This is a genomic window from Globicatella sanguinis (assembly GCF_002847845.2).
Taxonomy (GTDB): Bacteria; Bacillota; Bacilli; order Lactobacillales; family Aerococcaceae; genus Globicatella; species Globicatella sanguinis.
The window spans coordinates 1,085,943-1,111,226 of record NZ_CP126962.1; the positions used below are offsets into that span (position 1 = coordinate 1,085,943).

At 36.7% G+C, this 25,284-nt stretch carries 21 protein-coding genes; 5 read left to right on the top strand and 16 right to left on the bottom strand.

The window, feature by feature from the left end; all coding sequences use genetic code 11:
- Positions 1-77 precede the first annotated feature (77 nt).
- Complete coding sequence (pth, locus tag CYJ72_RS04690; protein WP_101813783.1) at positions 78-644, bottom strand: aminoacyl-tRNA hydrolase; 567 nt, start codon at positions 642-644, stop codon at positions 78-80.
- A gap of 215 nt (positions 645-859) precedes the next feature.
- Here pth and CYJ72_RS04695 point away from each other — a divergent pair, with 215 nt between their 5' ends.
- Positions 860-1,822, top strand: coding sequence for an L-lactate dehydrogenase (locus CYJ72_RS04695; protein WP_101813782.1), 963 nt, complete (start codon positions 860-862; stop codon positions 1,820-1,822).
- A gap of 165 nt (positions 1,823-1,987) precedes the next feature.
- Here CYJ72_RS04695 and pepF read toward each other — a convergent pair whose 3' ends face one another.
- On the bottom strand, positions 1,988-3,784 hold the full coding sequence (gene pepF / locus CYJ72_RS04700; protein WP_284630769.1) for an oligoendopeptidase F: 1,797 nt from the start codon (positions 3,782-3,784) through the stop codon (positions 1,988-1,990).
- Positions 3,785-3,919: 135 nt separating this feature from the next.
- Here pepF and CYJ72_RS04705 point away from each other — a divergent pair, with 135 nt between their 5' ends.
- A complete protein-coding gene (locus CYJ72_RS04705; RefSeq protein ID WP_066123778.1) occupies positions 3,920-4,864 on the top strand; it encodes a D-2-hydroxyacid dehydrogenase in 945 nt (314 codons plus the stop codon).
- Between the two features lie 346 nt (positions 4,865-5,210).
- On the opposite strand, the gene CYJ72_RS04710 is transcribed toward CYJ72_RS04705, so the two are convergent.
- From CYJ72_RS04710 to CYJ72_RS04735, 6 genes are all read right to left on the bottom strand, one after another.
- Positions 5,211-6,899 carry an alpha-amylase family protein gene (locus tag CYJ72_RS04710; protein ID WP_066126322.1) on the bottom strand — a complete coding sequence of 563 codons (1,689 nt, stop codon included), beginning with the start codon at positions 6,897-6,899 and terminating at the stop codon, positions 5,211-5,213.
- 4 nt (positions 6,900-6,903) lie between these two features.
- Positions 6,904-7,830 (bottom strand): zeta toxin family protein, encoded by a 927-nt coding sequence (locus CYJ72_RS04715; protein WP_101813946.1) that lies wholly within the window; start codon positions 7,828-7,830, stop codon positions 6,904-6,906.
- 136 nt (positions 7,831-7,966) lie between these two features.
- Positions 7,967-8,800 (bottom strand): carbohydrate ABC transporter permease, encoded by an 834-nt coding sequence (locus CYJ72_RS04720; protein ID WP_066126318.1) that lies wholly within the window; start codon positions 8,798-8,800, stop codon positions 7,967-7,969.
- Between the two features lie 15 nt (positions 8,801-8,815).
- On the bottom strand, positions 8,816-9,685 hold the full coding sequence (locus CYJ72_RS04725; protein WP_066126316.1) for a carbohydrate ABC transporter permease: 870 nt from the start codon (positions 9,683-9,685) through the stop codon (positions 8,816-8,818).
- A gap of 10 nt (positions 9,686-9,695) precedes the next feature.
- Positions 9,696-10,955: an extracellular solute-binding protein gene (locus tag CYJ72_RS04730; protein WP_284630774.1), complete on the bottom strand. Its 1,260-nt coding sequence runs from the start codon at positions 10,953-10,955 to the stop codon at positions 9,696-9,698.
- 12 nt (positions 10,956-10,967) lie between these two features.
- Positions 10,968-13,130 (bottom strand): alpha-galactosidase, encoded by a 2,163-nt coding sequence (locus tag CYJ72_RS04735; RefSeq protein ID WP_066126311.1) that lies wholly within the window; start codon positions 13,128-13,130, stop codon positions 10,968-10,970.
- 127 nt (positions 13,131-13,257) lie between these two features.
- Between CYJ72_RS04735 and CYJ72_RS04740 the strand changes: the two genes are divergently transcribed.
- Entirely contained in the window at positions 13,258-14,130 is an 873-nt protein-coding gene (locus CYJ72_RS04740) for an AraC family transcriptional regulator (protein ID WP_257876990.1), read from the top strand.
- An 84-nt stretch (positions 14,131-14,214) separates the two neighbouring features.
- On the opposite strand, the gene CYJ72_RS04745 is transcribed toward CYJ72_RS04740, so the two are convergent.
- The 3 genes from CYJ72_RS04745 to CYJ72_RS04755 form a co-directional block, all read right to left on the bottom strand.
- Complete coding sequence (locus CYJ72_RS04745) at positions 14,215-15,123, bottom strand: alpha/beta hydrolase (protein ID WP_284630777.1); 909 nt, start codon at positions 15,121-15,123, stop codon at positions 14,215-14,217.
- 194 nt (positions 15,124-15,317) lie between these two features.
- Positions 15,318-15,629, bottom strand: coding sequence for an MGMT family protein (locus CYJ72_RS04750; protein ID WP_284630779.1), 312 nt, complete (start codon positions 15,627-15,629; stop codon positions 15,318-15,320).
- 13 nt (positions 15,630-15,642) lie between these two features.
- Positions 15,643-16,053: an OsmC family protein gene (locus tag CYJ72_RS04755; protein ID WP_066127020.1), complete on the bottom strand. Its 411-nt coding sequence runs from the start codon at positions 16,051-16,053 to the stop codon at positions 15,643-15,645.
- Positions 16,054-16,209: 156 nt separating this feature from the next.
- On the opposite strand from CYJ72_RS04755, the gene CYJ72_RS04760 reads away from it, so the two are divergent.
- Both CYJ72_RS04760 and CYJ72_RS04765 read left to right on the top strand, forming a co-directional pair.
- Complete coding sequence (locus CYJ72_RS04760) at positions 16,210-17,247, top strand: NADH:flavin oxidoreductase/NADH oxidase (protein ID WP_066127017.1); 1,038 nt, start codon at positions 16,210-16,212, stop codon at positions 17,245-17,247.
- Between the two features lie 355 nt (positions 17,248-17,602).
- Positions 17,603-18,259, top strand: a complete 657-nt coding sequence (locus CYJ72_RS04765; RefSeq protein ID WP_066127014.1) for a deoxynucleoside kinase — start codon at positions 17,603-17,605, stop codon at positions 18,257-18,259.
- Between the two features lie 566 nt (positions 18,260-18,825).
- Here the strand turns inward: CYJ72_RS04765 and CYJ72_RS04770 are convergent.
- The 5 genes from CYJ72_RS04770 to CYJ72_RS04790 form a co-directional block, all read right to left on the bottom strand.
- Positions 18,826-19,890 carry a substrate-binding domain-containing protein gene (locus CYJ72_RS04770; RefSeq protein WP_284630782.1) on the bottom strand — a complete coding sequence of 355 codons (1,065 nt, stop codon included), beginning with the start codon at positions 19,888-19,890 and terminating at the stop codon, positions 18,826-18,828.
- Positions 19,887-20,507 carry a 5-bromo-4-chloroindolyl phosphate hydrolysis family protein gene (locus CYJ72_RS04775; RefSeq protein WP_101813728.1) on the bottom strand — a complete coding sequence of 207 codons (621 nt, stop codon included), beginning with the start codon at positions 20,505-20,507 and terminating at the stop codon, positions 19,887-19,889. Before CYJ72_RS04775 ends, CYJ72_RS04770 begins: the two co-directional genes overlap by 4 nt.
- 20 nt (positions 20,508-20,527) lie before the next feature.
- Positions 20,528-22,138, bottom strand: coding sequence for a substrate-binding and VWA domain-containing protein (locus CYJ72_RS04780; protein ID WP_284630784.1), 1,611 nt, complete (start codon positions 22,136-22,138; stop codon positions 20,528-20,530).
- Positions 22,139-22,162: 24 nt separating this feature from the next.
- The gene (locus CYJ72_RS04785) at positions 22,163-23,326 is read right to left on the bottom strand and encodes a toxic anion resistance protein (protein ID WP_284630787.1); all 1,164 of its coding nucleotides are present in this window, start codon (positions 23,324-23,326) and stop codon (positions 22,163-22,165) included.
- 699 nt (positions 23,327-24,025) lie between these two features.
- Positions 24,026-25,282 carry a LysM peptidoglycan-binding domain-containing protein gene (locus CYJ72_RS04790; protein ID WP_284630789.1) on the bottom strand — a complete coding sequence of 419 codons (1,257 nt, stop codon included), beginning with the start codon at positions 25,280-25,282 and terminating at the stop codon, positions 24,026-24,028.
- Between the last annotated feature and the right edge of the window lie 2 nt (positions 25,283-25,284).

The following is a 25,284-nucleotide window of genomic DNA, read 5'->3' on the forward strand; positions in this document are numbered from 1 at the left end:
TGCGCCAATATAAATATTTCTAGTTTGGCAAGAAGGTTCACGTCTCTCCAAGCCAATTTTGATTTAAATTTTACAGGTTATTTTTGATTGTAAATATTCATGGTTGCTGAAAAATCATCATGTTCAATCCAATGTTCGATTGCTTCAACCACTCGATCAATGGTCGCGTCAATCGTCACTCGATCTTCTGGTGAAAATGGTGCTAAAACATGATCCACAACTTTCCAACCACCTGATGGTCTACCAATTCCGACTTTGATACGGTTAAATTCTTGGCTACCTAGCATCTCAATAATACTCTTCATCCCATTATGGCCGCCCGAACTCCCATTGCGACGTAAACGAATACGCCCCGGTTCTAAATCCAAGTCATCATATATAACCAAAATATCTTCCATTCCAATACCAAAATAACTCATTAAAGGAAGAACTGCTTCTCCTGATAAGTTCATATACGTATAAGGCTTCATAAAATAAATTCGCTCACCATTATGATGCCAGCTCGTATAATCAGCTCTAAACTTTTGATCCGTCATTGATAAAGAATGTTTGTCCAAAAATCGGTCAACGACATCAAAACCAATATTATGACGTGTCCCATCATATTTATTTCCTGGGTTACCTAATCCAATAATTAATTTCATTGTGTACCACCTATTGTTAATCTGTAGATTTATTATATCATAACTATTTTAAAAAGTCGTTCTATATAAATCTGTATTAGTCCAACTTGAAAACTGTTACATTATAAATAAAGCGTTAGCAATATTTTTCTTTGATAAAATACTCTTTTTAGCTTTAATTTTATATAATTATTTGTTATACTTTAAAAAACATAATAATTTAGGAGGTTTGCTAAATGTCACAAAAATCATCAAAAAGCAAAATTATCTTAGTTGGAGATGGCGCTGTTGGTTCAAGTTTTGCATTTGCAACTGTTACACAAAATATTGGTCGTGAGTTAGGTATTATCGATATTAACACAGAGAAAACAGAAGGGGATGCCTTAGACTTATCAAGTGCATTAGCATTTACCTCGCCTAAAAAAATCTATGCTGCCTCATACGCAGACTGCCACGATGCAGATATCGTCGTGATTACTGCTGGTGCTGCTCAAAAACCAGGTGAAACACGTTTAGACTTAGTACACAAAAACTTAAAAATTTTCAGAGGAATTATCGGTGAAATTGTTGCGTCTGGTTTCGATGGCATCTTCTTAATTGCTTCAAACCCAGTTGATGTTTTAACTTATGCAACTTGGAAATTCAGTGGTTTTCCTAAAGAACGTGTTATTGGATCAGGTACTTCATTAGATACAGCACGTTTCCGTCAACGTATTGCTGACTTGGTTAGCGTTGATGCGCGTAACGTTCACGGTTATATCTTAGGTGAACACGGTGATACAGAATTCCCTGTTTGGTCACACGCTAACATCGGTGGATTACAAATCGCTGACTGGGTTAAAATTCATCCAGAAGTTGATGAAGAAGAATTAGTTAACATCTTCTTTAAAGTACGTGATGCAGCTTATGAAATTATCGCTAAAAAAGGTGCAACTTACTATGGTATCGCTGTTGCCTTAGCAAGTATTTGTAAAGCTATCTTAGATGATAATAAAGCGGTCTTCCCATTATCAGTATATTTAAATGGTGAATATGGTCAAAAAGATATCTTTATCGGAGCTCCAGCCGTGATTGGTCGTCAAGGTATCGAGACAGTTATCGAAATCCCATTAAACGATGCTGAGACTGAAAAAATGAATTTATCAGCTACTACATTGAAAAATGTTATCGATGAAGGTTTTGCTTTATTAGAACAATAAGATAAATATATAAAAGACTGGACAGAAATTAATCTGCTCAGTCTTTTTTGCTTTATACCAGCACAGTTATTGAGTAACATAGCTTGGCATATTTTCAGTTTACTTAAGGGCTAAGAAGTGTTAATTGATCATTTTATAACTTCTGCTCAACACTAATAAACCCAATTATTTGTTTAATTCTTTCGTATAGTTTTCTAATTGATCGATTAAACGTCCGATATAGGCAATCGTTGATTTTAATGGTTGATCAGTTGAAACATCTACATCGGCTGCTTTGGCTAATTCCAATGGCGATTTAGAACCGCCCATTTGCAACACCTTAATCCATTGTTCGGCTGCTACTGCTCCCTGTTGACGAATATTATTAGCTACTTGTGTCCCGATAGTTAAACCTGCGGAATAAGAGTATGAATACAGTCCCATATAATAATGAGGCTGACGCATCCAAGTAAGTTCTGCCCCTTCTGTTAGTAGGACACTATCACCCCAGAATTTTTCTAAGGTTTCGCGATAAATACGATTCAATGTTTCCGCATCAACACTTTTTCCTTGATCCACTAAGCGATAGACTTCCCGTTGATAATAAGCCTCTAATAAATGAGTCACGAAATTATGATAATAGGTTTTTCCTACCATTTGCGAGATAATCCAACGCTTCATTCTGACATCATCGCCTGCTACATCTAATAAATGATTTTCTACTAATAATTCATTAGCAGTAGATGGCGCTTCTACAAAGTACATCGAAGGACGCGCATTTAAGATATTTTGATATCGATGCGCCATTTGGAAATGACCTGCATGACCTAACTCATGAGCCAGAGTCATCGTATCGGACATATTTTCTGAAAAGAACATAAGGATAAATGAATTGGTACCATAAGGTGAATTACAAAAGGCACCTGTTCTCTTACCACGTGTTTCAGCATAATCAATCCAACGATTATCAAAGGCTTCTCGCATAATCGCTAAATAATCTTCTCCTAATTGGGCTAAACCATCCAACACATACTGTTGCGCTTCCTGATAGGTTACATTCGGTGAGAAAGTTGGGTCGATATCCAATTTTAAATCCTCATAATGAACTTCATCCAATTGATAGATAGCACCAATTAATTTCGCATAACGACGCATATGAGGGGCTAATTCTTCCATAATCACATCGATTTGACGATTATATAAATCTACCGATACATCTTGTCGTTCAAGTAAATAATCAATGACTGAGTCATAGCCACGTAAGGTCGCCATCGTTTTTTCCATTTGAACTTGGGCATTATAAACAGAGGCGGTTGAATTTTGATAACAACTTAAAGTATCGGAAAAGTTACGAAAAGCCGCTCTTCTAAGATCGGTATCAGGGGTCGCTTCTTGACGCCCTTCAAAACTGTTATAGGTCATTTCATGTAATTGTCCATTCACTTCAAAATCTGGGAATTGTAAATCTTTGAATTTAATGTCATTATAACCTTGATATGGATAGTCAAGTGTATTGGATAATGCAGCTAAGGCCGCTTCTGTTTCTGGCGATAATTGATGTGGTTTTTGTTTAATCAATTTAGTAATCGCTAATTGGTCTTCTGTATTTTTGGCCGCTTCTTTTAATATATCATCTGCAATGTTCGCTACTTCATTTTCAAAGAAAGATAATTGCGCCGATACATTGGCTAAAATACGACTAGCATGACTATAGCGATTTTGTGCTTCTTTATCTAAAGTGTTCGCATTTACAGGCAAACTAGCATAAGGGAGGATGCGTGCTCTTATTTCTAAAATCGAGCGATAATGAGCAAAAGCAGCATTAATATCGGTAGCGGTTTGTATCTGACCTCGATACTGTTTAGTAAAGTTTTCTGTGTCCACCACTAATTTGTCGAGTGCTTCCTCATAGCTTTTTTCATCTTGAAATAATGTGGTTAAGTCCCAAGTCTGTTCAATTGGGGCTGTCTCACGATTGATCATATACTTCCACCTCTCATAATTTTCTAATAAATATATTATAACCCTATAGTTAACCTTGTCAATTAATCGACTCTTTTGAATATTTACTGCGCATACGCTAAAATGAAGAAAAGAAGTGTAATATAGGAGGTTTATATGAAAATTGCTGTTCTGCCTCAATTGAATGAGGCACAATTTAAATTATTACAGAGTAAAACACAAGCCAATTTGGTCGCAATCAATGAATCTGAAATAACAGCTGAAGATTTGGCACAATATGAAATCATCTTAGGTTGGAGTGATATGATTGTAGACGTGCTAACGATGGAGCATAAAATTAAATGGATTCAACTATGGATGGTTGGTGTCGATAGCATTCCCTTAGATAAATTAGCTGAACATGAAATTATAATCACGACCGCAAAAGGCGCGAACGCTCCTAATATTGCTCAACAAATTGTCGGTTACTTAATTATGTTTACACGTCATCTCCATACATCAAGAGATTATCAAATGAAACACCAATGGGAACGCCCAGCCGATTATGGTGAATTGACAGGAAAAAAAGCTTTATCCCTTGGCACAGGTGAAATCGGACAAGCATTTGCTAAAATTGCTCAAGCATTTGATATGACGGTAGACGGAGTGAACCGTACCGGACATGCTGTTGATTATTTCAACAATTGTTATGCCATAGCAGAACTCGATTCATTACTTGGTCAGTACGATTATATTGTCAATAGCCTTCCGCATACGCCGGCAACGGATAAATTATTTGCTGAAAAACAATTTAACGCGATGGCTAAAGAGGCTATTTTTATCAATGTAGGCCGTGGCAAATCAGTCGATGAAAAAGCCATGATACAAGCACTCCAAAATAATGAAATCAAAGGAGCTGGCTTAGATGTCTTTGAAGTCGAACCTTTACCAACAGATAGCCCCTTATGGGACATGCAGAATGTCATTATTACGCCACACCGAGCTGGGATTAGTGACTTTTACAGTCCGCGAATCATCGATATTTTCTTAGAAAACTTTCCGCTTTACCAGCAAGGCAAGATGCCAACCGTTAATTTATTGGATTATAAGAGAGGGTATTAAATGTAAAAAAAGCACCAGGGTAGGATTAGTTCACTCCCACTTTGGTGCTAAATTAGACTGGGTATAAACTTGATAAATTTAGTTAAGAATATTGTTCATTAATTAATAGCGTAGTGGTTGAGTGGTCTCGATCTGCGTCTTAATGAGGTTAGGCCTCAATTCAGTAAATTCAATCAAGTGATTGTTCGCTAATTAAAAGCGCAGTGGTTGAGTGGTCTCGATCTGCGTCTTAATGACTTGCTTGAGACCTACTCAACTTTGCGGGGGTAGGCCGACGAAGCGAAAATCAATCGATTTTCTACTTCTGGTCTACTCCCACTTTGGTGCTAAATTTAATTTAAAATAATTATCCCTGATACTCAAAGACGGTTGTTCCATCAGCTGAGGTACCACTCACCAATAAGCTTGTTGGTTGACTTAAGTCCACTGTCATCAATGCTTTGGCACCATTATATTGCCATTCGATTGATAGATGAGTGTCTTTTACATCATAATGAATTGTTGCGTCCTCATTAAAGGCTTCAAATTGACTTCTAAATTTGATCAATGCCAGTTGATCTTTCACCACTTTTTTCATGAGGCCTGCTTCTATATCCTTCGCTGATAAATTCGTACGGTTAATTTCTTTATGGCCACCTGCCCCTGCTCTAGCAACTGCTTCATGATTGTTTGATCCAGCAAAAATATCTAAATACCAAATTTGTGGTTTTCCTGGCATAAAGAGTTGGATGGCACGGGCTAACATCATTTTGGTCTCATCTTCGCCTAATGCACTAAAGTAAGTCGCATTGACTTGATAATAAACATTTTTTTGGCCGTGAAGATTCTTCACATATCCACCACGTCCGACAACAGTGTCAATCAATTCTTGAATACGAGTTTCTGGTAATAAGCCTTTTAAGTCTAATAAAGGGATCCCATCATGACAGCCCAACATGTTGACCGTTTTTAGGTCTTTCGTTAAAATATCGTCAATCCATGTTGCTAAGTGCTCAGCATTTTGTCCTTCAATCGTATCTAAAATTAATCCGGGTAGGAAAAAGTCATAAACTAAATAGCCCTCGTTGCCAATTTTCTCATGGATTTTTACTTCATAGCTTTCATGGATTTCGGGTAATAATGTTAGCTCACGTTCTTTAGCTAATTGGCTCACTTTATCCAATAATTCCCAGGTTCCAGGATCATTTAAGAAATTGCGCTCTCCTACTTCTTTCGGGCCATAAGCAAAAGCATCCAAACGCACGATACTAGCTCCATAGGCTTTTAATTGGTCTAAGGTTTGCGCATAAAATTCCCAAACTAAGGGAGATTTGATATTTAAATCCATTTGCCCTAAATATTCACAATGTGTTTCTAAATAGTCTTTAACAGGGGTCAAATACGCATTCAAAGCTCCTAAATCTAATTCAGACAATGGCGCATCCGCTTCAAGATGGGCTTGTACTTTTTCATGAATGCTTGCTGCTTGATCATATTGAATAGCCAATGCTTTCATCCATTGTTGCGTAGTCACTTGTGGGTACTTTTTTTCTTGATAAAAGGTATTCCAAAAAGTCAATCGCTCATTATTTTTGGTTCTAATCGTTAAAATAGGTAAGCCTGGTTTACGGAAGAACATTTTGTTAGTAAATTCTGCAGCCGGTTGAATATACCCTTCTGCAGTCATTTCACCATGTCCTTGCCAAAATTTATTCCAATCGATAAAGAAATCATAGTAAGGTGAGTGACTGCCCTCTTCAACAATAGACTGAAATTGTGGTGATAAGACAGAAGCATGGTTCAAGATGAAGTCCAATTTCGTCTTTACGCCTAAAGTCGCTAAAGATTGAAGGTCCTGTTCACTCACTAAAGTTTGATTCAAGCCATAATCAATAACTGAAAAGCCACGGTCTAAATCAGAATGATAAAAGCTAGGAAGGATATAAACGGATTGAAACGCGCCTTTTACTTCAGGGCGCGCTAAAAAATCGACCGTCCCTTCTAATTTTTCAGCTAAACTATCGGGATATACATTTAACATTGGTTGAATATTCATCGGTTTACGCTCCTTCAATTAATGATAAATATTGATCATAATCTAACACGACGCCCTCTTTTGAGAAGATTAAATCGGCCATTGGACTTTGTTGGTGTAATTTCTCTTGTTCAATACCAAGAACCATCGTGACAAAAGCACTGTCCGCATGACCATCACGGGCTCTTAATTTACGATAGGCCATTGTTTCTGCTGGGGTGCTATTTAAAAACAGTCTAAAATCAATCCCTCTTAAATCGGCGTGATTACCATGGGTCCACTCTAAAATCATTATTTTTTTGTTTGAAAAATCGACCTGGTCATACCATAAAGCATCTGGTGTGCGTCCCATTCGTTTTAACCAAATGTGGTCATGGCCCTCTTTAAATTCTTTTAAGACACGATTAATCGCCGGGATATTTAATTCCTTATCGGTGCCCAAATAATCAGCTAAAGCTCTCTTTCCAGCTAAATGATAAGTTTGATACCAATCATATTGAGATAAATAGTCCAAACTGCCATCATTGAACACTTGATAAATATTATCTAAGACCGCTTTTATCTCGTCATTATAAAGGCCTTGTTCTACCAAAGCTTTTTGGGCAGCATCTCGGTAAATTTGAACGCGTTCCGCATCATTGTATTCAGGAATACGATGAGGATAATTATCTCCCGATAAAATATAAGTGCCGACACCTGCTTTTTCAAAATAAAATGCTAGAATAGATGCCAAGGTCGTTTTACCCGATCCAGATCCACCACTGACTGATATGATAATTTTATCTTCTGTTTCAAAATCAACCCTTGAGATTAATTCTTTATAAAGTGTTTGGGCTTTGTCGAATGAATCCTCTGAGTAAAAGATTTTATCACCCGGCATATCACCACGTGGCATCGGTTCTTCCATCGTTGGAAACCCTTGTTCAATTAACGATAACAATTGTTCTTTCATATACTGACCTCCTCAATCTTATAAAAAATTTATAACGTTTCATTTCTATCTTTATTATAGAAAAACTGGTGTTATATTACAAACACCAGTTTCACTTTTTTTAACTAATAACGAGTCAGATTAATACTCGCAATGATTATTTAACTGCCCCATTACTCATACCCGCAATAATATGTTTTTGGAAGACTAAGTAAACCAATGTGATGGTCACAATCCCCACGATATAAGAGGCAAAGCTTGGACCAAAATCATTGAAGTATTGTCCTGTATAATTATATTGGAATAGCGGTAAGGACCACATTCTCGAATCTTTATTCAAGATTAATAATGGTAACATAAAGTCATTCCAGAACCATAAAGCATTAATAATCATGGTCGTCGCATGCATCGGTTTTAACATCGGAAAAATAATTTTACGATATGTTGTGAGTTTATCCGCTCCATCAATCTCAGCTGCTTCATCCATACTTTCTGGTACACTCACTTTAATGTAACCAACATATAAGAATAAAGTTTGTGGGATAGCATAAGTTAAATATAACAAAATTAACCCCCACATATTGGCCATACCAATACGGTTCATCATCACGGTAATCGGAATCATGATGACTTGGAACGGTACAAAGATTCCTAAAATTAACAAACTATACATAATCGCAAAAGCTTTTCTTTTACTCATATTACGAGCAATCGAGAAGGCTGCTGCCGGAATAACTAACGTGACAGCCAATAGTGACACTACTGTAATAATGGTTGAGTTTAAGAAATAATCTTTAATACCATCCTCTAATAATGTCTGATAGTTATCTAAAATAAATGGTTTAGGCCAGCTAAAGAAATTATCGACGATATCTTTAGTTGTTTTAAATGAACTTAAGATGGTTACCAACAATGGAATAAGAATGAGAATTCCACCAATTATTAATAAGCCATATTGCCAAGTATTGCGTTTTGATGCTTCATTTTTCATTAGTGCTCACCCTTTCTATTGTACTTCATAACGTTTTGAGAGACGGATTTGTAAAATTGAAATCAATCCGATAATTACAAATAAAACTAAGGCAATCGCATTAGCATAGCCATATTGATTACTCTTGAACGCATAATTATAAACTAATAAACCTAATGGTGTGGTCGCATCATTGGGTCCACCACCCGTTAAAGCAAAGATTTGATCAAAAGCGGTTAACCCTGCTTTTAAAGCCATAATAAACACCATCGTAATACTTGGTATTAAATAAGGTAATTCAATCGACCAGAAAATATGTTTTTGATCCGCCCCATCAACACGGGCTGCTTCAATAATTTCTTGGGGAATACTTTGTAAACCAGATAAGAAAATAATAATCGGCATCGCTACCCCTTGCCATAACATGACAAAGATAACGGCAAAAATCGCACCCCATTTAGTTCCTAAAAGACTGACTTGTAGCCACTCTATTCCTAAGGCATTGCCAATTGCCGGTAAACCATAGTTAAAGACTTGTTTAAAAATTAATGAAACCGTCAAACCTGACAACACTGCCGGGAAGAAGAACCATGCTCTAAAGAAGGTTTGGCCTTTAATTTTGGAATTTAAGGCGCGCGCCAATAAAATCCCTAAGACAATTTCACCGGCAATTAAGGCTATCGTTAAAATAATCGTAAACCCAATCGCGGACATAAATTTTGTATCGGTCATTAATATTTTGTAATTATTTAACCCCACAAATTCAAAATTATAGGTTAACCCCGTCCAGTTAGTTAAACTGTAGAAGGCTCCTTGAATCATCGGAAAATAGAAAAATATAATTTGTAAGAGGATGGGAATTGCTAGAAAAGCCCAGCCCCAATATTTAGATAAAAACTTTTTCATTGTACTCCTCCTACTTTACATCGGCTTTCATTGGATTAAAGAAAGCATTTAAATCTTGTGCCATGCGCTCTAAATCACCGGTCGTTAAATAATTGGTGGTTAAAGTATAATAATCATTCTCACTCGTCCAATTTTGTGCTAACCAGACAATATGTTTATCCGTAAAAGCATATTGAGCTAAACCAGCTAATTCAGAATCTTCTTTCATTTTAACACCTTTAACCGTTACGGGTGAGCCATCGACATCATAATATTTTTGCATCGCTTCTGGTGTCGTCAAGTATTCGACAAATCGAAGTGCTTCTTCTTTATGTGGTGTCGTAGCAGAAATCGATAAAGCGAAGTCTCCCGAACCAATCGTTAAGCTTTCTCCCGGATTATTACCTGGGAATGGGAAGGTCGCTACTTCAAATTGAGGTTCTTGCTCGTTAATCATTGTCAACGCCCATGAACCATTAACGGTCATTAACGCATCTCCTCTAGCAAAGGTTGCTAAAGCATCGGTATAAGAGGCACCTTGCCAGTTTTGTTGCATTGCTCCTGGACGTCTTAATAAATCTAAACGCTGAGCATCTGCTTTTAAAATTTCATCATCGGCTGAGATCGAGTTAGGTTGAGAAAAACGTAAGTAATCATTCGCTGGGTGGAAACCACCCGTGACGGTCGCAATCGCTAATTGATGATAGCCATTTAAAGTCCAACCTTCACTACCCGCAATCGCAAAAGGCACTTTTCCATCCGCAATCATTTGATCCACTAAAGCTTCAAACTCAGCCCATGTCTCCGGTACTTCATATCCTAACTCTTTAAACTTCGTCGCGTTATAGTAAAAACCGTACATATTGGCACTAAGTGGTACATTATAAATACCACCTTCTACTTCATAGTTTTCAGCATAACCCTCTTTTAAATTTTTCATAAAAGGTTGATCTTTGATATCTTCAAGATAGCCGGCTTTAGCCCATTCTTGTAATTCCAAACTTTGTGGGTAAGTATTCATCACATCTGGTAAGTCCCCTGCTAATACTCGTGTCTTTAATACATCACCAGGTGAAGGAACATCGACGACTTTGATTTTGATGTCTGGATTTTGCGCTTCAAAATCTTGAGCAATTTCTCTAATGGTATCCGTCATTTCCTTCTTTTGATTGAAGTATTCAATTTCAACCTTACCATCTGCTGTTAAGCCGTCATCTTTTCCACATCCCACTAAGCTTAAACTCGCTAAGCATACGATGCCTGCTTTTAATAACTTACTTTTTCCTTTCATCTCATTCACTTCCTATTTTTTTATAAAATGGAGTTGTTTCGTTAAGAAATCTCCTTGAGGCAGCGCCATTGTAAGACCTGCATACATTAACTCTGCTCCTGAATATACTGTATCACTGTCTACTAATTGATACAAACTATCCTCCTCGAGTCCGACTAATTTAACCGTCGTTTCAATGGTTTCAATCGTTGATAAAATACGAACATAAGTGACCACCACTTGGTCTTGATAATTAAATTGCACTGCTGCTTCATTAGAATCTGCTTCAGGATTAATCAAGCGATATTGTTTCCCTAATTGAATGATTGGACGAATCTTTTTATAAGCTGCCACTTGTTCTTTAATAACGGCTTTATCTGCTGCTGAAAGACTCGTTAAGTCTAATTCATAACCTAAATTCCCCATCATCGCGACATGCCCTCGTGTTTCAATCGGTGTGGTTCTGCCCAATTGATGGTTTGGTGAAACAGACACATGCGCTCCCATTGAAATTGTTGGATACAAGTACGATGAACCATATTGAATTGGTAAGCGTGCCATCGCATCCGTATCATCACTCGCCCAAACTTGTGGGAAATAGCGTAACATTCCTAAATCATTACGCCCGCCACCACCTGAACAACTTTCAAATAAAATATTGTCATGTTTTTCCGTTAAGTAAGACACCAAGTCATACAACCCTAACATATAAGCATGGGATTGCGCTTTGGTCTCAAGATAAGTTGTGCCATTACCAATTTTCGTGATATTACGGTTCATATCCCATTTAACATAATCAATCTCATGATTTTCTAGCAATTGATCGAATGTCGTTTTTAAATATGCTACCACTTCTGGATTGGATAAATCTAAGACCAATTGATTACGCGAATAAGTATGACTGCGGTTCGGCACTTGAATCGCCCAGTCTGGATAGTTGCGATATAAATCACTATCTTCAGAAATCATTTCCGGTTCAACCCAGATCCCAAATTTCAAACCACGTTGATGCACTTCATCAATGAGCGCTTTTAAGGTGCCCCCTAATTTTTCTTCATTGACCCACCAATCGCCTAAAGCACGATTATCATCAAAACGATTGCCAAACCAGCCATCATCTAAGACAAATAGTTCGATACCTAAAGCCACTGCTTCATCGGCTAAAGCCAATAATTTCTCACCATTGAAATCGAAATAAGTCGCTTCCCAATTATTGATTAAAATCGGTCTTAATTCGTGTGCAAAAGTTGCGGGAATAATATGATTTTGAACGAAACGACGCGATTCATCTGATAAAGCATTCAACCCATTAGCACTATAGCTGAATAAAGCGACCGGTGTTTCGAATTGTTCACCTGGATTTAATTGCCAACTAAAATTATCATCATTTAAACCGATTGCCACTCGCACTTCATTTAACTGATTTTGTTCTACAAAGGTTTGGAAATTACCTGAGTAAATGAGTTGTAATGCAAAGGCTTCACCCGCTTGTTCCGTTGTCTGGCTATCGGCCAAAATTAAAGCAGGCGTTTGGCCATGTCCTGAGGCACCACGATTCGATCCTACTTTATAGAATCCTTGCGTGACCGGTTGACGACGAACGGTCTTCTCTCTGGCATAAGCACCTTGTAAAGTAATAACATCATACGCTTTAGCTGGCACATCGAACATCGCACTCAAAGATCGGTGTAAAACGACCGGTTCTTCGCCCATATTTTCGAATACTTGATGCACTAAAATCGTATCTTCGGTTGCTGAGGCGGTATAGATTAGTTTTAAGCTGACTTTAGCAACCTCATCTACTAAATTGAAAATAATCGACTCTGCATCATTGAAAGAGTGAACTGTTGGTAACGTTGTGAGTGCCACATTACCTTTCACAATTTCGTAGTCCGCTAATTTAAAATCTGTCACTTCATTTTGATGATGTTGCACTTTTAAAGAGGGTTGGCGGAAATCACCCAAACCATGTTGTCCAATCACCTGACGCTGAGTATCAAAACTAAAAGTACGATTATGAGGTTCCGGGTTACCAGAAAAAGCATGATCTTTTTCAAAGACTGCATTTGATTGATGATATTGGTTTACCCGACGTCCTACATGTCTTAATAATAAATACCCATTAACATTTTCAATAATGATAGATGTGTTTTTGCCATGAATATAAAATAATGTTTCTTCCACTTGAATGCTCATCATTTTGCCTCCTAATTGTTGTTAACACTATCATACCTTGTGTATTCGTTTTCTAAAATAGAATTATGTTAGGTTGCGACATGGAATAATGTTAGGTATAATTTAATGTGGTTAGGAGGGGTTACGAGTGTTAAACAAGAAGATTGAAGGCGGTAGTCTAGTTTATTATGAATTGCATCAAGGTTCAGTCGATTTAATGATGGACTTTTGCGGCTATGAAAAATGTCCACCTAAATATGGTTTTGGCCCCGCCATTCGTGATAATTATGTACTCCATTATATTGAAGAAGGGAAAGGCCAATTTATCTATAATGGCAAAACCTATCATCTAAAAGCTGGCGATTTATTTTTATTGAAAGAAAATGAATTATTGTATTATGAAGCCGATATTAATGAGCCGTGGTCTTATTATTGGTTGGGGCTTAGTGGCACCAAGGTTGCGGATTATTTTAAGTTGTCGACTTTAATGCAAGACGGTTATGCTATTTCGAAGGATTTCGAAGATACCAAATTAATTGGTGAAACAATTAAATTTATCGTTACCCAGAATATTACTAAAGATTATTATTCGATTGAAACTTTACAAATTTTATCCAAAATATATGAAGTATTATATTTAATCGCCCATCAATTTCCACCGAAAGAAGCTTCTAAACAAAAATCAACTCAACAATTATATTTTGAAGCGAGAACGATCATAGATAAACAATACGGGAATGAAACATTAAACGTTAACTATATCGCTGAATTATTAGGAGTCAACCGCAGTTATCTTTCCACTATTTTTAAAGAATACGAGCAAATGACACCGAAAGATTATTTAACGAAAGTGCGCATGAACAGAGCCAAACAACTCTTAGAAAGTTCAGACTTAACCGTCAAAATCGTCGCCCTCTCTGTCGGTTACGCTGATCCCCTCTACTTTTCAAAATCATTCAAAAAATACTACGGCTATAATCCTAGTGAAGTGGCGAAAGTCACCCAGAATACAGAATTATAAAATAAAACCTCTCGCTATGCCTGATAAAAGGCTGGCGAGAGGTTAGTTTGTATTTTTTTAAAGAATTGTAAGCCACGGTAAAATCTATTCAGTATAATCAAAGAAACGATTTGGAGCCGTTTTGGTTGGCGCTAACCATTCAAGTAATAAGTCAATCCATTTACTTGCTTGATAATTTGAATTAGCAGTTTGACGACCGGTTAAGATATTCGCCAGTGATAGTCCATGTTTACCTTTATCGAAAATATGCAATTCATAAGGAATCTTATATTCTTCTAGAGCTAAAGCAAACTCGATTGAATCAGTAACAGGCACCACATCATCTTCTCGTGTATGCCAGATGAAACTAGGTGGTGTCATATCATTAACAAAATTCGTCGGTTTTAAATCAGCCAATTCAACTTCGGTATTTTCTGCTTTACCGGTAATAGCATACATCATTGGATTCACCGATTGTCCATATTCAGGTCTAACCGTTGAAGGAATTGTTAACGCTGGATAAATTAACACTAAATGAGTTGGTCGGTATAATTCATTTGATTTGCCAACCAATTGTGCTAACCACTCTTCATGCCAATGCACCCCTAATTGCGCCGCTAAATTACCACCGGCAGAAAAACCTCCGACGACAATATATTCTTCATTAATCGACCATTCCTCTGCATTTTCTTTAAGAATTGTCATCGCTATAGCCAACTCTACTAAAGGATTAGGATATTGACTAATAGGAGCGTCTGGCCAATTTGCTAATTCAGCATTAAATGCTTGAACCCCTTCGGTTGCATAATGTACGACCATTACTTGAAAACCTTTCGCAAAAAATTGCAATGCAACCATTTCAGATTCACGGTTTGAGGTAAACATATAACCTCCGCCAGGACATAACACCATCACCGGATATAAACGGTCACCATCAATTTCAGGAGTAGCTTCATGTAAATAAAATTTAGCGACAGCTCCATTATCACCTATTTGCTCTTCAAAATAACGCATAATTGCTCCTTTTCATTCCCTTCTCTTTGTGACAATAATCGAATTCCTTTAATAAAACACCTTTTAATTAATAGAACTCAAACTTCAACTAACTCCATTGTACGAGATTTTAAAGCGAATTCAAATAATTTCGCTTCGTCTGTCCACCCCCGTTTAAAATAATAAAATCCTCTATCTGTATACTAGGGTTGTTATTATATGGTCCATTTATGTTGCTTTATATCAACATGGCACGCATCTTTAAAGGTGATGCCTTCGTCTAATAATAAAGATTTTTGTTGAACAAATTGTGGTGCTAATCTTCCAGCTGCATTCACCACGCGATGACAAGGATACTCGCCATAAAAATCCGCTTGACTTAAAACTTTGCCAACTAAGCGCGCATTTTTTGGGCGATTAATTAATTGAGCGATTTGTCCATAAGTGGCAACATTACCTATTGGTATTTCTGACACTACCGATAACACTTCATAAATTAATACCTCAGAAAGAACTTTAGCTGACATAGCTGATTCTCCATTAACCTACTAATTCAATGTTGACATTTTCACCATCTTTTAATAATTTGACAACGGGACATCGCTTCAAACTGGTTGCTAAAATCGATTGGGCTTCAGCACTTTCGAGATGTGGCATTGTTACTTTTACTGCAACGAAAAATTGATAACCCGGTTCATCTTGTGCTAAATCAATTTCTGCTTTGACTACTGCTTGATGTTCATATCCGCGGCGTTTTTCTTCAGCTTCGATCGTTGCATTTAAACAAGTGGTTAAGGCCAATCCTAATAATTGCTCCGGATTCGTTCCCGGTACATTTTTGGTTGGACTAGAAACTTGTACTTTTAATCCATCCGCTTCATTCACATAAGCAATCCCTTCAATCCCATCTTGGTTAATAACTTCAGTATGATACAGTGATTTGTATTCCATTAAGATATCCCCCTCTTTCGAGATTTAGTTTAACACAGTTTGAACATTTACTGAATTTATTTTGCTTGAAATTCGCGATTATTCAAATGCAAGCAATAATGTTGTCTAAAACGGTTTGGATAATTTATACTATTAGATGAAAAGGAGGCGTATGCCATGTCAAAATTATTATCTCCTGCTAAAATCGGTGGGATTGATTTATCTAACCGCGTCATCATGCCACCCATGTGTATGTATGAAGCACACGAACAAGACGGAAAACCGACCCCCTTCCATTTTGCCCATTATGGAATGCGGGCCATTAGTAAAATGGGACTAATCATTCAAGAAGCAACCGCCATTGAACCCGATGGGCGTATCACAAATCAAGATTTAGGTTTATGGAATGACGAACAAATGGAAGCAATGAAAAAATTGGTTGATTCCGTCCATTATTTAGGAAGTAAAATGGGTATTCAAATTTCCCATGCCGGGCGTAAAGCAAGTGATGCCCAAGCACCACTAAGTCCTAGTGGCATTCCTTATGGCGAGCCCTATAATCCGCCAGTTGAAATGACTTTAGAACAAATTCAAGCAACGATTGATGGCTTTGTCGCTTCCAGTATCCGTGCTGAAAAAGCCGGTTATGATATGATTGAAATTCATGCAGCTCATGGCTATTTAATCAGCCAATTTTTATCACCATTAGCTAATCAACGGAATGACCAATATGGTGGCAGCTTAGAAAACCGTTATCGTATTTTACGCGAAATTATCGACGGCATTAAAGCTCAAGTTGCTCTACCAATTTGGGTACGTATCTCGGCCGATGCATATGATGAAACAGGCCAACAAAATACAATTGAAGATTGGCAACAAATGGCTCGTTGGATGGAAGAACAGGGTGTTGTAGCTATCGATGTCTCCACTGGTGGCATCTTAAGTAAAAAACCTAATATTCCCGTTCATGCTGGTTTCCAAACACCTTATGCAACTAGAATTAAAGAAGCTGTTGCGATTGATGTAATTACCGTTGGCTTAATCGATGATCCAGGATTGGCTGAATTTATCTTACAAACCAATCAAGCCGATGCCGTGATGATTGGTCGTGCTATCTTACGAAACACCAACTGGTTAAACGATGCTGCCGTATCCCTACATGACCATGAGTTTAAACCATATAATAATTCTTATGTGAGAGGACAGAAGGGGTAATTAATGCTTTAATAAAAATTATTGTTGATAGATTAGAGCATAAAACTTTTTAGTTTGCACCATCATATAAAGAGGTGCATCAATTGACTTCCTTCCTAGTTATCTGATAACTTCTTTATTTCTACCAGAACTAAAAATAATGGGAATCATAAAACAACCTGTTCCTGACCATTTCAAGCCTATTGTTAGTGATGATGGTAGTGGATTTGAAACATTCTTATTTTCGGTGTACTAAGATATTTTCATTTACGTTTAATATACTTTAAAAAGAATTCAAAAATAATACTTTAACGTCTTTGGTTTTATGTTATAATCAATGAGTTGAAATTTTGTTAAATCATTTGAGGAGTTGGTTATGATAATAGTCATTGGTGGCATGATTGGCGCTGGTAAGACAAGCGTGGCCAAAGTTATTGGAGAGCAGTTAGATTCTGAAGTCTTTTATGAAAATGTCGAGAATAATGATATTTTGCCATTATTTTATACAGCTAGCCCGGAAGAACAGGATGCAAAACGTTATCCTTTCTTATTACAGTTAGAGTTTTTAAGTAGTCGTTATCAAGATATTAAACGTGCATTCCATAATCGTCATAATGTCTTAGACCGTTCAATTTATGAAGATTGGTATTTCTGTAAAGTTAATAATGATTTAGGTCGTATTTCTGATATGGAATTTAAAATATATGAAAAATTATTAAATAATATGATGGAAGAGTTAGAATCCTTACCACAAAAAGCACCAGATTTAATGGTCTACTTACACGGTTCATTTGAAACCATTATGGAACGCATTGGGCTTCGTGGACGAGAATTTGAACAAGATGAAAGTTTGCGTCATTACTATTATACTTTGTGGTCAGGTTATGATGCTTGGGTTAAAAATCACTATCATGCCTCTCAAGTGCTAATGGTGGATATTGACCAATTAGATGTTGTGAACCGTCCTGAAGACATCCCTGTCCTAATGAAAATGGTCAAAGACAAATTAAATACTTTAGATAATGAGGCTTAATTCATTGACTTATATGAAATGATCTATGCCTTACTCAATAATTGCTAGGAGACTTTCAGTCTTTTAAATATTTCAAGAGCGAGTAATAAGTAAAAATCAATTTACTTATTGCCCGCTCTTTTTTCACAATCTTTTTCTTAAAACAAACTCTTTCGCATCATAAAAACGTCTTTATAATCAACTTTCACGATAAAAACCTCATTTTACTCTCATTATTTTTTCGTTATATTGTAATCATTCACTTAATCTCAAACAACAACCTGTTCAAAACAATCTCCTAATTCACCTTTTTCAAAAATAAATTTTTTTCGAATCATTTTACTGATTTAATTTCATTTTCTCCATCAAAGCTGTTCGTTTTGGATAGGTAATATTTCATCATCAATTGTTTATTCCAGTTCACAAACTTTTTGTCTTTTACCATCAAAGTTGCCTGCTAAATAAAATTGGTTCTATATTTTTTAATGCTGATGATTTCTACACCGATACTACTTGACATAGAGCGCACAAAAAAACACTGTTACCTACAATCGTATAAGTAACAGCGTGATGATGGTGTAATCTAATTATTTTACAGCTTCCATTAATTCTAACATAATATCTGCTTGTGGTAAGGCCATAACGGATTTAATATCTTTACGCACTCCTGGTAAATCTTGATAGACATCGGTTTCTGTTCCTGAGACAATCGTTCTAAAACCATGTTGAGACCAAGCAATTTCTTGGACTTCTTCATCTAACATGACCTTTCTCATCACTTCTGCCCCTTCATCTATCCCAATTAGGACATGAGAAGACCAAACTGTCGGTGAGGGGTATAACATCACGATGTCATCTTTCACTTGATTGTATACATTAGGCTCAATTTTTGAAAATTCTAGCCATTGACTCTCGTAACCCGCAATAATGGGATAGGCACCGACTCCTTGTTTTAAAAACTGATTAAATAAATCAGATGAAGAGGTTTGACTATAACCGATTTTATTATAAATAGCTTTTAAGACTGGTTTTAATTCAGCAACTTGCTCCTTCGTGATTGCTTTGTTATCATTTAGTGCATTGGCTAATAATCCTAAAAACATATTGCCTGAGTTCGACGCATTAGGATTGGTAGTATCCACCAAGATATCCCCATATAAATCGGTTAGTCCGATATCGGCCCAAGTTTTACCTTCTTTCATAGCGTTAGCTAATTTGGCCATATCAACCGTGTAAATACCGTTTTCTTCTGTGACATAACCCGCCTTAATTAAAACATCTACGACGATATGGCGCGAGTATAACACAATCGGTGTGTTAAACATGATGTCTGAAAACTGATTTTCTCCACCTAAATATTCTTGTAAATCAGCCGCGAATTGACTTGAAGGGAATAGATATTGGAAATTATCGCTCGCACCTGGTTGAACCATATCAACCGAACCTGCTTTACGATAATCATAAGTCAAGCCATATTCTTTCTTGGCAATTTCTTTTACTCTTGTATTTTCTAAAAGGTTAATTTTTTCTCCTCCGACTAAACCGGTAATCGAAACTTGGTCAGGTTGTCCAGAACGTAAAAACGAAAATCCAATTACTGCTGCTATTACAATAAGTAATAGACCTAATCCAAAGAATTTTCCATTTTTCATGACTGTTCCTCCTGTTTAAAATCTTCACCCATCTGAGCGGTTTTCTCTAATAAGTCGGTTTGTAATTCTAAATTGAGATATTTTTGTTGGTGATAGGAATCGCGTTGTTGGTTAAAAATTTGATTCAAGTACCCTAGCGCTTCCGTAGTCTGTGCTTTTACCTGCTGTAATTTATTGGCAGAAACACCCACTCTTTCTAATTCATAATAGTTCTCAATAATTTCCTCCGACTTCGTTGTATAATATTCAATAAAATGACGACTAGCCGATAAGGCTTGAAGATGGTCATCTAAATATTCATAGATAGAAAAACCAATCCCTGTCAATGAATTGGCAAGCTCAGCCACTTCTTGGTCTTCTATTTGTTTTGCGTTCTGTTCCATACGTTTAACATTTTTTCCTAGTACTTGGTATAAATCAGCCAACTCTTTATTGAGCTGATCATCGAGTACTTCGACATTACCAATTTTAATTTTGGGGGTAATCAAAAAGTAAATCGCAAAAAATAAAATTAAAGTTAACACTAACACTAAGTATAATGGCCACTCAAGAAGATACCAAAAGATTAGAAAAAAGATTAAACTGCCTAAAAATGATAATAGATTTTGTTTCACCATTTTGACATCCTCCTTCTATCTTAATTATACCCTCTTACTGATTGAAAAGCACTCACGAGATCACTACGTCCATCGAATACACGACCATTACTTAAATTAGCCAATTCTTGCAAGTAATTATCATCAGCATCTCCAAATTGAATCGAAAAGATTGGAATATCAAGGTTTAACGCTTGATATTGGCTAGCTACTTCGTCTTTTAAATGTTCATCGTTTGCACGTCCGTCAGATAAAATGACAATCATTGGGGTATGATCAGCTAAATCATCGGTATTGTTTTTAATATGTTCAAGAGCTGAAAGAACCGCTGCATTCATTGAAGTCCCACCACCCGCTGAATAAGTGGTGATCTGCTGATACAATTCTTCTAATTCTGTGCTAGCTCCATTAGCACTAATTGGCTTCCCGACATTGCTTTCAAATTTAATCACATGGGTAATGTCACGACTGGTCCCTTGTAATAAGTTCTTGCTCGCTTTATCTGATTGCATGACATAACTTAAAGCCTCTTCTAATTGTTCTTCTCCCTCTCCTGCCATCGAGCCTGAGTAGTCTAGTAAATAATAGGTCAAAGCCGGTTTTTTAAAGGCTGTTTGATAAGCAATTAAGGCTTCTTCTAATACTTTTGCTTCAGGTAAACGGACCGTGTTTAATATCTTACTCGTATCTATCCCCCAGTCCGGATTAAAGACCTGGTTATTATTTTGGGTGACAGTATTATAAGCGGTACGACGGCCGGTTTCTTGAATTTTCACTTGGGCCTCATCACTTAATAAATACTCTTGAAAAGCTAAAAAAGCTTTTTCTTTTTTCTCATTTTGATGATCAACATAAGCTAATGGTGCGTCACTCATTGCCACACCGTCCGTTGGGTACACAACATATAAAGGTTCTTTGCCTTGTTCTATTAATTGTTTATTCGTTTGAATAATTAAGGTTTCATAATTAACCATCGCATCATAGTTGCCGTTTAAAAATAGCGTTACGAGCCAATTCGATGAACCGGATGAACGGCTGACGCCACTTAATAATTTGGTAATTTTATCAATCAGTTGTTGATTAGCCAAATCTTCAGATGTTAAATTTTCTTTGCCTGATAAGGCCGTTAAAAATGATAAATAAGCTGTTGCACCACTGTTAGATTGAGTTGCGGAAGTCATCGCAAAGGTTAATTTGTTCTGTTCAATCGCTGCTAATATTTCAGCAATTGAGACATCACCATCAGTAAAACCTAATTGTTCTGCGAGGGATTGACGAATTCCAAAGACCACGGGTGACATCGAAATCGACTCTGTATATTTTAAAAGGTTATGAGTGTCTCCCATATTGAGCCACATCGAACTTGCAGTCCAAGCCGCATCATAATCAACTTCACCTGATTGTAGTAGTTGCATGGTCGTTAAGGAGCCTTGGTAAGCAATATTAATCGTTTGTCTGTTTTTCTTAGCGTATTCCTCAATAATCGGTTCCAAGACCTCAATTTCAGAACCCGCTACAATATTTAATGCTTCCCCACCATGCTGCGTTGAAAAGTCAAAATCAGCATTCCCACTGGTTTTATTATCATCGTCACAGGCTACGACCAGAACACATAAAATAGCCAGTGCTAAGAATTTTAATAAACGTTTCATGGTTTTCCCTGCTTTCCTTAATTTTTATGCTTGTGGCGTGACGTCTCGTCTTTCACTACGGGTATCTTGATAAATTGTTTCAGCAATGGCTGTTTTCAATTCATTCTCGACCGTAATTAATTCTTTTTCTGCTTCGATACGAGCTGTTTTGGCATTTTCATGAATCGCCATCGTTTCACGAATCGTTTCGATTAATTGTTGATTAACATGTTTAACCGTATCAATATCGACAATCGAACGCTCTGCCTCCTCAGCAATTTCCACCGAATTTTGACGTAATTTATCCGCGTTTTTTCTTAATAGTTCATTGGCTGTATCCGATACTTGACGTTCTAATTCTAGGACACGCTTTTGTTTTTCCATTCCTAAGGCAATGACCACTTGTGACTTCCATAAAGGTATAACATTATTAATGGCATCGGTCACCTTATCGACTAATAATTTGTCATTATTTTGGATTAATTTAATTTGTGGTGCGGTTTGGATAGCTAATGTTTTTGAGGTTTTTAAGTCAAAAATACGTTTTTCAAAACGATCAATCGACTCTTTAAAATCATTCACAACTTGTAAAGCCATTGAATCTTCTTTAGCTTCTGCCTCTTTCAATAATGCTGGTAATTGATTATCTCGCATATCTTTAACAACTTCTTCGCCGGCTACAATATACAATTGTAACTCTTCGAAGTATTTTAAATTCTCATCATACAATTTGTCATACATTGAAATGTCTTTTAACATCTCCATACGTGATGTTTCTAATTTGGCTTCAATTTTATCAATTTGTTTTTCCACTATATCATAACGTGCTAAGTATTTTTCGATGGATTTTTTGGCTTTATTAATAAAAGGGATCTTAGCTAAAAGACCTTTATTATCAAAATCCGCATCAAAATTTTGAACATTCACCACTAAATCGGTCATTAAATTACCGACCTCGCCTAAATCATGCGCTCGTACTTGACTTAAAATGGTTTCGCTAAATCCTGCTAAACTTTTTTGTGCATTCGCGCCAAACATTGAACTTAGTTGCGAGTCTCTTAAATTAATTTTCTCCTTAATGGAGTCAACTTTCTTTCGACTTGCTTCATCAAGAACTTCAAATTTTTCTTCTAAGTTTTCAGCAATTTCAGTATTGGCTTTATCTACTTGTGCTTGACTCATTAATTCGTCTAATGATATTTTAGTCATGGCAATCTCCCTTTCTTTAGTTATCATTATTATTTCTACTTTTATTGTATAATGTTCCACGATAAAAGTCTTTTTAAATTGTATGCCTTTACATAATCTTTACAAGTATTTCACAATTCATAAGTAATTCAAATCGCTCTTCCAGGGGATAATATCAACTTTTTAAGTTATTTACTTGTTTTTTCTTTAACAGCAATAAAAAGATACTCATAATGTCGATGTTGTATTAAAAGTTGTATTAAAAAGTGATAGAAAATTGCCAAAATTTAGATTGCATAGCCGATAATTTGTGTTAAGAGTTATAGGAAGGATTATTTTTAGATAGACATTAGACGGCAGGGGAAAATTAAAAAAACTGGGGGAGCTTTAGCTTTTGAAATGCTAATAGGTTTTGAAATTTTATAGGAATATTCGGTTGATGCTATTATTTTCTAACGGCGCATGAAGTTTAAGTCCAAATGACAGCATTAGCGAATCGTTTAACAATACACTTTATTTTGCGTTAATATTTCTGCATAATAAAAAAGAGACTAAGGAAAAACGATAGTCGTTTTCCTCAATCTCTCTTAAAATCTTCAACCGGTCGTCGAACCATTTCAATTTTAGTTCTTGCGTAATTTTTTTTAGATTATATGTAGAAAAGATGATGTGGCCATTTAAACTCAAGGGTATCAAGCTGAACCATCATCTTGATTATTTTTAAGGGTAGAATGAAACGTGTACATGGTCCATATGGTTAGCGGTGATACTACCACGGTCTTCCATCATCTGCCAAGACATATTCCAATCTCCATAAATTTGTTGTTTCCAAATGACATATGAAATCTTGCTCGATCCAATTTGGTTAATCGCATATTGAGCTATCTCATCTCCTAATGCTGAACCAACTGGCACCATAAAGTCAACTGCTAATCCTTGACCGTGATCGCCAGCATCACCTGGACGGTATGTACTAAATGAGGTAATGCCATAAGCATTCGCAACTTCATTTTTGAATTGTGCTACATGGGCTTGTAAGCCGTCATTGGTTGGGTCATAGATTGGCGCCTCAGTTTCTTCAGGTACCCATTCTACCGTCGTTTCTTCTATGATTGGCGCTTCAGTTTCCTCTGGCACCCATTCTATCGTCGTTTCTTCTATAATTGGGGCTTCAGTTTCTTCTACCACTTCGGCTGTTGTTTCTTCCACAATTGATGCTTCGGTTTCTTCTACCATTTCGGCAGTAGTTTCTTCCACAATTGGTGCTTCGGTTTCTTCTACCACTTCGGCTGTTGTTTCTTCCACAACAGGGGCTTCGGTTTCTTCTACCATTTCGGCAGTTGTTTCAGCTTCGGTTGTTTCAGTTACCCACTCTTCAATCGTTGTTGCTTCTGTAGTAGTTTCAACGGGGGCTGCTGAAGGTTCTACTGCCGTCGTTTCTGTAACTGGAGCTTCAGTTGTTTCAACTTCTGTAGATTCTGCTTCAGTTGTTTCAGGAAGCCATTCTTCAACTGGCTCCGTCACATAAACTGGCGCAGATGCCGATTCGCTAACATCTTCAGTCGCTGGTAATTCATATGTTTCGTCATTAACGACTAATTCATTTTCAGCTAAATTAATTTCTGCCTCGGTTTCAGAATCAGCTGTCTCAATTAAGACAGTTTCAGCCTTTTGATTGTCATCATAAGTCGTTGTTAATACCGTGCTAGGATAAATTAAGTCTAAATCCGCAATCGCGTTGATGCTTCCTAACACCTCTACATCAATCTCTAATGCTTCAGCAATGACTCCTAGAGTATCGCCATATTCGATAGTATAGACTGTTTGATTATCTTCGTTAATTTTTAATGCTGCTTTAACTTGTTCAATTGTACGTGGTTGCCATTCTTCGGCCAACACATTATTAGCCATTGTTGAAATTGGCGTTGTCATTAAAGCAAAAGCTGTCGCAAGTAAAATTCGCTTTTGTAATTTCATTT

Coding starts and splice junctions, on each gene's coding strand:
- pth (WP_101813783.1), bottom strand. CDS start 644: ATGAAATTAATTATTGGATTAGGTAACCCAGGAAATAAATATGATGGG.
- CYJ72_RS04695 (WP_101813782.1), top strand. CDS start 860: ATGTCACAAAAATCATCAAAAAGCAAAATTATCTTAGTTGGAGATGGC.
- pepF (WP_284630769.1), bottom strand. CDS start 3,784: ATGATCAATCGTGAGACAGCCCCAATTGAACAGACTTGGGACTTAACC.
- CYJ72_RS04705 (WP_066123778.1), top strand. CDS start 3,920: ATGAAAATTGCTGTTCTGCCTCAATTGAATGAGGCACAATTTAAATTA.
- CYJ72_RS04710 (WP_066126322.1), bottom strand. CDS start 6,899: ATGAATATTCAACCAATGTTAAATGTATATCCCGATAGTTTAGCTGAA.
- CYJ72_RS04715 (WP_101813946.1), bottom strand. CDS start 7,830: ATGAAAGAACAATTGTTATCGTTAATTGAACAAGGGTTTCCAACGATG.
- CYJ72_RS04720 (WP_066126318.1), bottom strand. CDS start 8,800: ATGAAAAATGAAGCATCAAAACGCAATACTTGGCAATATGGCTTATTA.
- CYJ72_RS04725 (WP_066126316.1), bottom strand. CDS start 9,685: ATGAAAAAGTTTTTATCTAAATATTGGGGCTGGGCTTTTCTAGCAATT.
- CYJ72_RS04730 (WP_284630774.1), bottom strand. CDS start 10,955: ATGAAAGGAAAAAGTAAGTTATTAAAAGCAGGCATCGTATGCTTAGCG.
- CYJ72_RS04735 (WP_066126311.1), bottom strand. CDS start 13,130: ATGAGCATTCAAGTGGAAGAAACATTATTTTATATTCATGGCAAAAAC.
- CYJ72_RS04745 (WP_284630777.1), bottom strand. CDS start 15,123: ATGCGTTATTTTGAAGAGCAAATAGGTGATAATGGAGCTGTCGCTAAA.
- CYJ72_RS04750 (WP_284630779.1), bottom strand. CDS start 15,629: ATGTCAGCTAAAGTTCTTTCTGAGGTATTAATTTATGAAGTGTTATCG.
- CYJ72_RS04755 (WP_066127020.1), bottom strand. CDS start 16,053: ATGGAATACAAATCACTGTATCATACTGAAGTTATTAACCAAGATGGG.
- CYJ72_RS04760 (WP_066127017.1), top strand. CDS start 16,210: ATGTCAAAATTATTATCTCCTGCTAAAATCGGTGGGATTGATTTATCT.
- CYJ72_RS04765 (WP_066127014.1), top strand. CDS start 17,603: ATGATAATAGTCATTGGTGGCATGATTGGCGCTGGTAAGACAAGCGTG.
- CYJ72_RS04770 (WP_284630782.1), bottom strand. CDS start 19,890: ATGAAAAATGGAAAATTCTTTGGATTAGGTCTATTACTTATTGTAATA.
- CYJ72_RS04775 (WP_101813728.1), bottom strand. CDS start 20,507: ATGGTGAAACAAAATCTATTATCATTTTTAGGCAGTTTAATCTTTTTT.
- CYJ72_RS04780 (WP_284630784.1), bottom strand. CDS start 22,138: ATGAAACGTTTATTAAAATTCTTAGCACTGGCTATTTTATGTGTTCTG.
- CYJ72_RS04785 (WP_284630787.1), bottom strand. CDS start 23,326: ATGACTAAAATATCATTAGACGAATTAATGAGTCAAGCACAAGTAGAT.
- CYJ72_RS04790 (WP_284630789.1), bottom strand. CDS start 25,282: ATGAAATTACAAAAGCGAATTTTACTTGCGACAGCTTTTGCTTTAATG.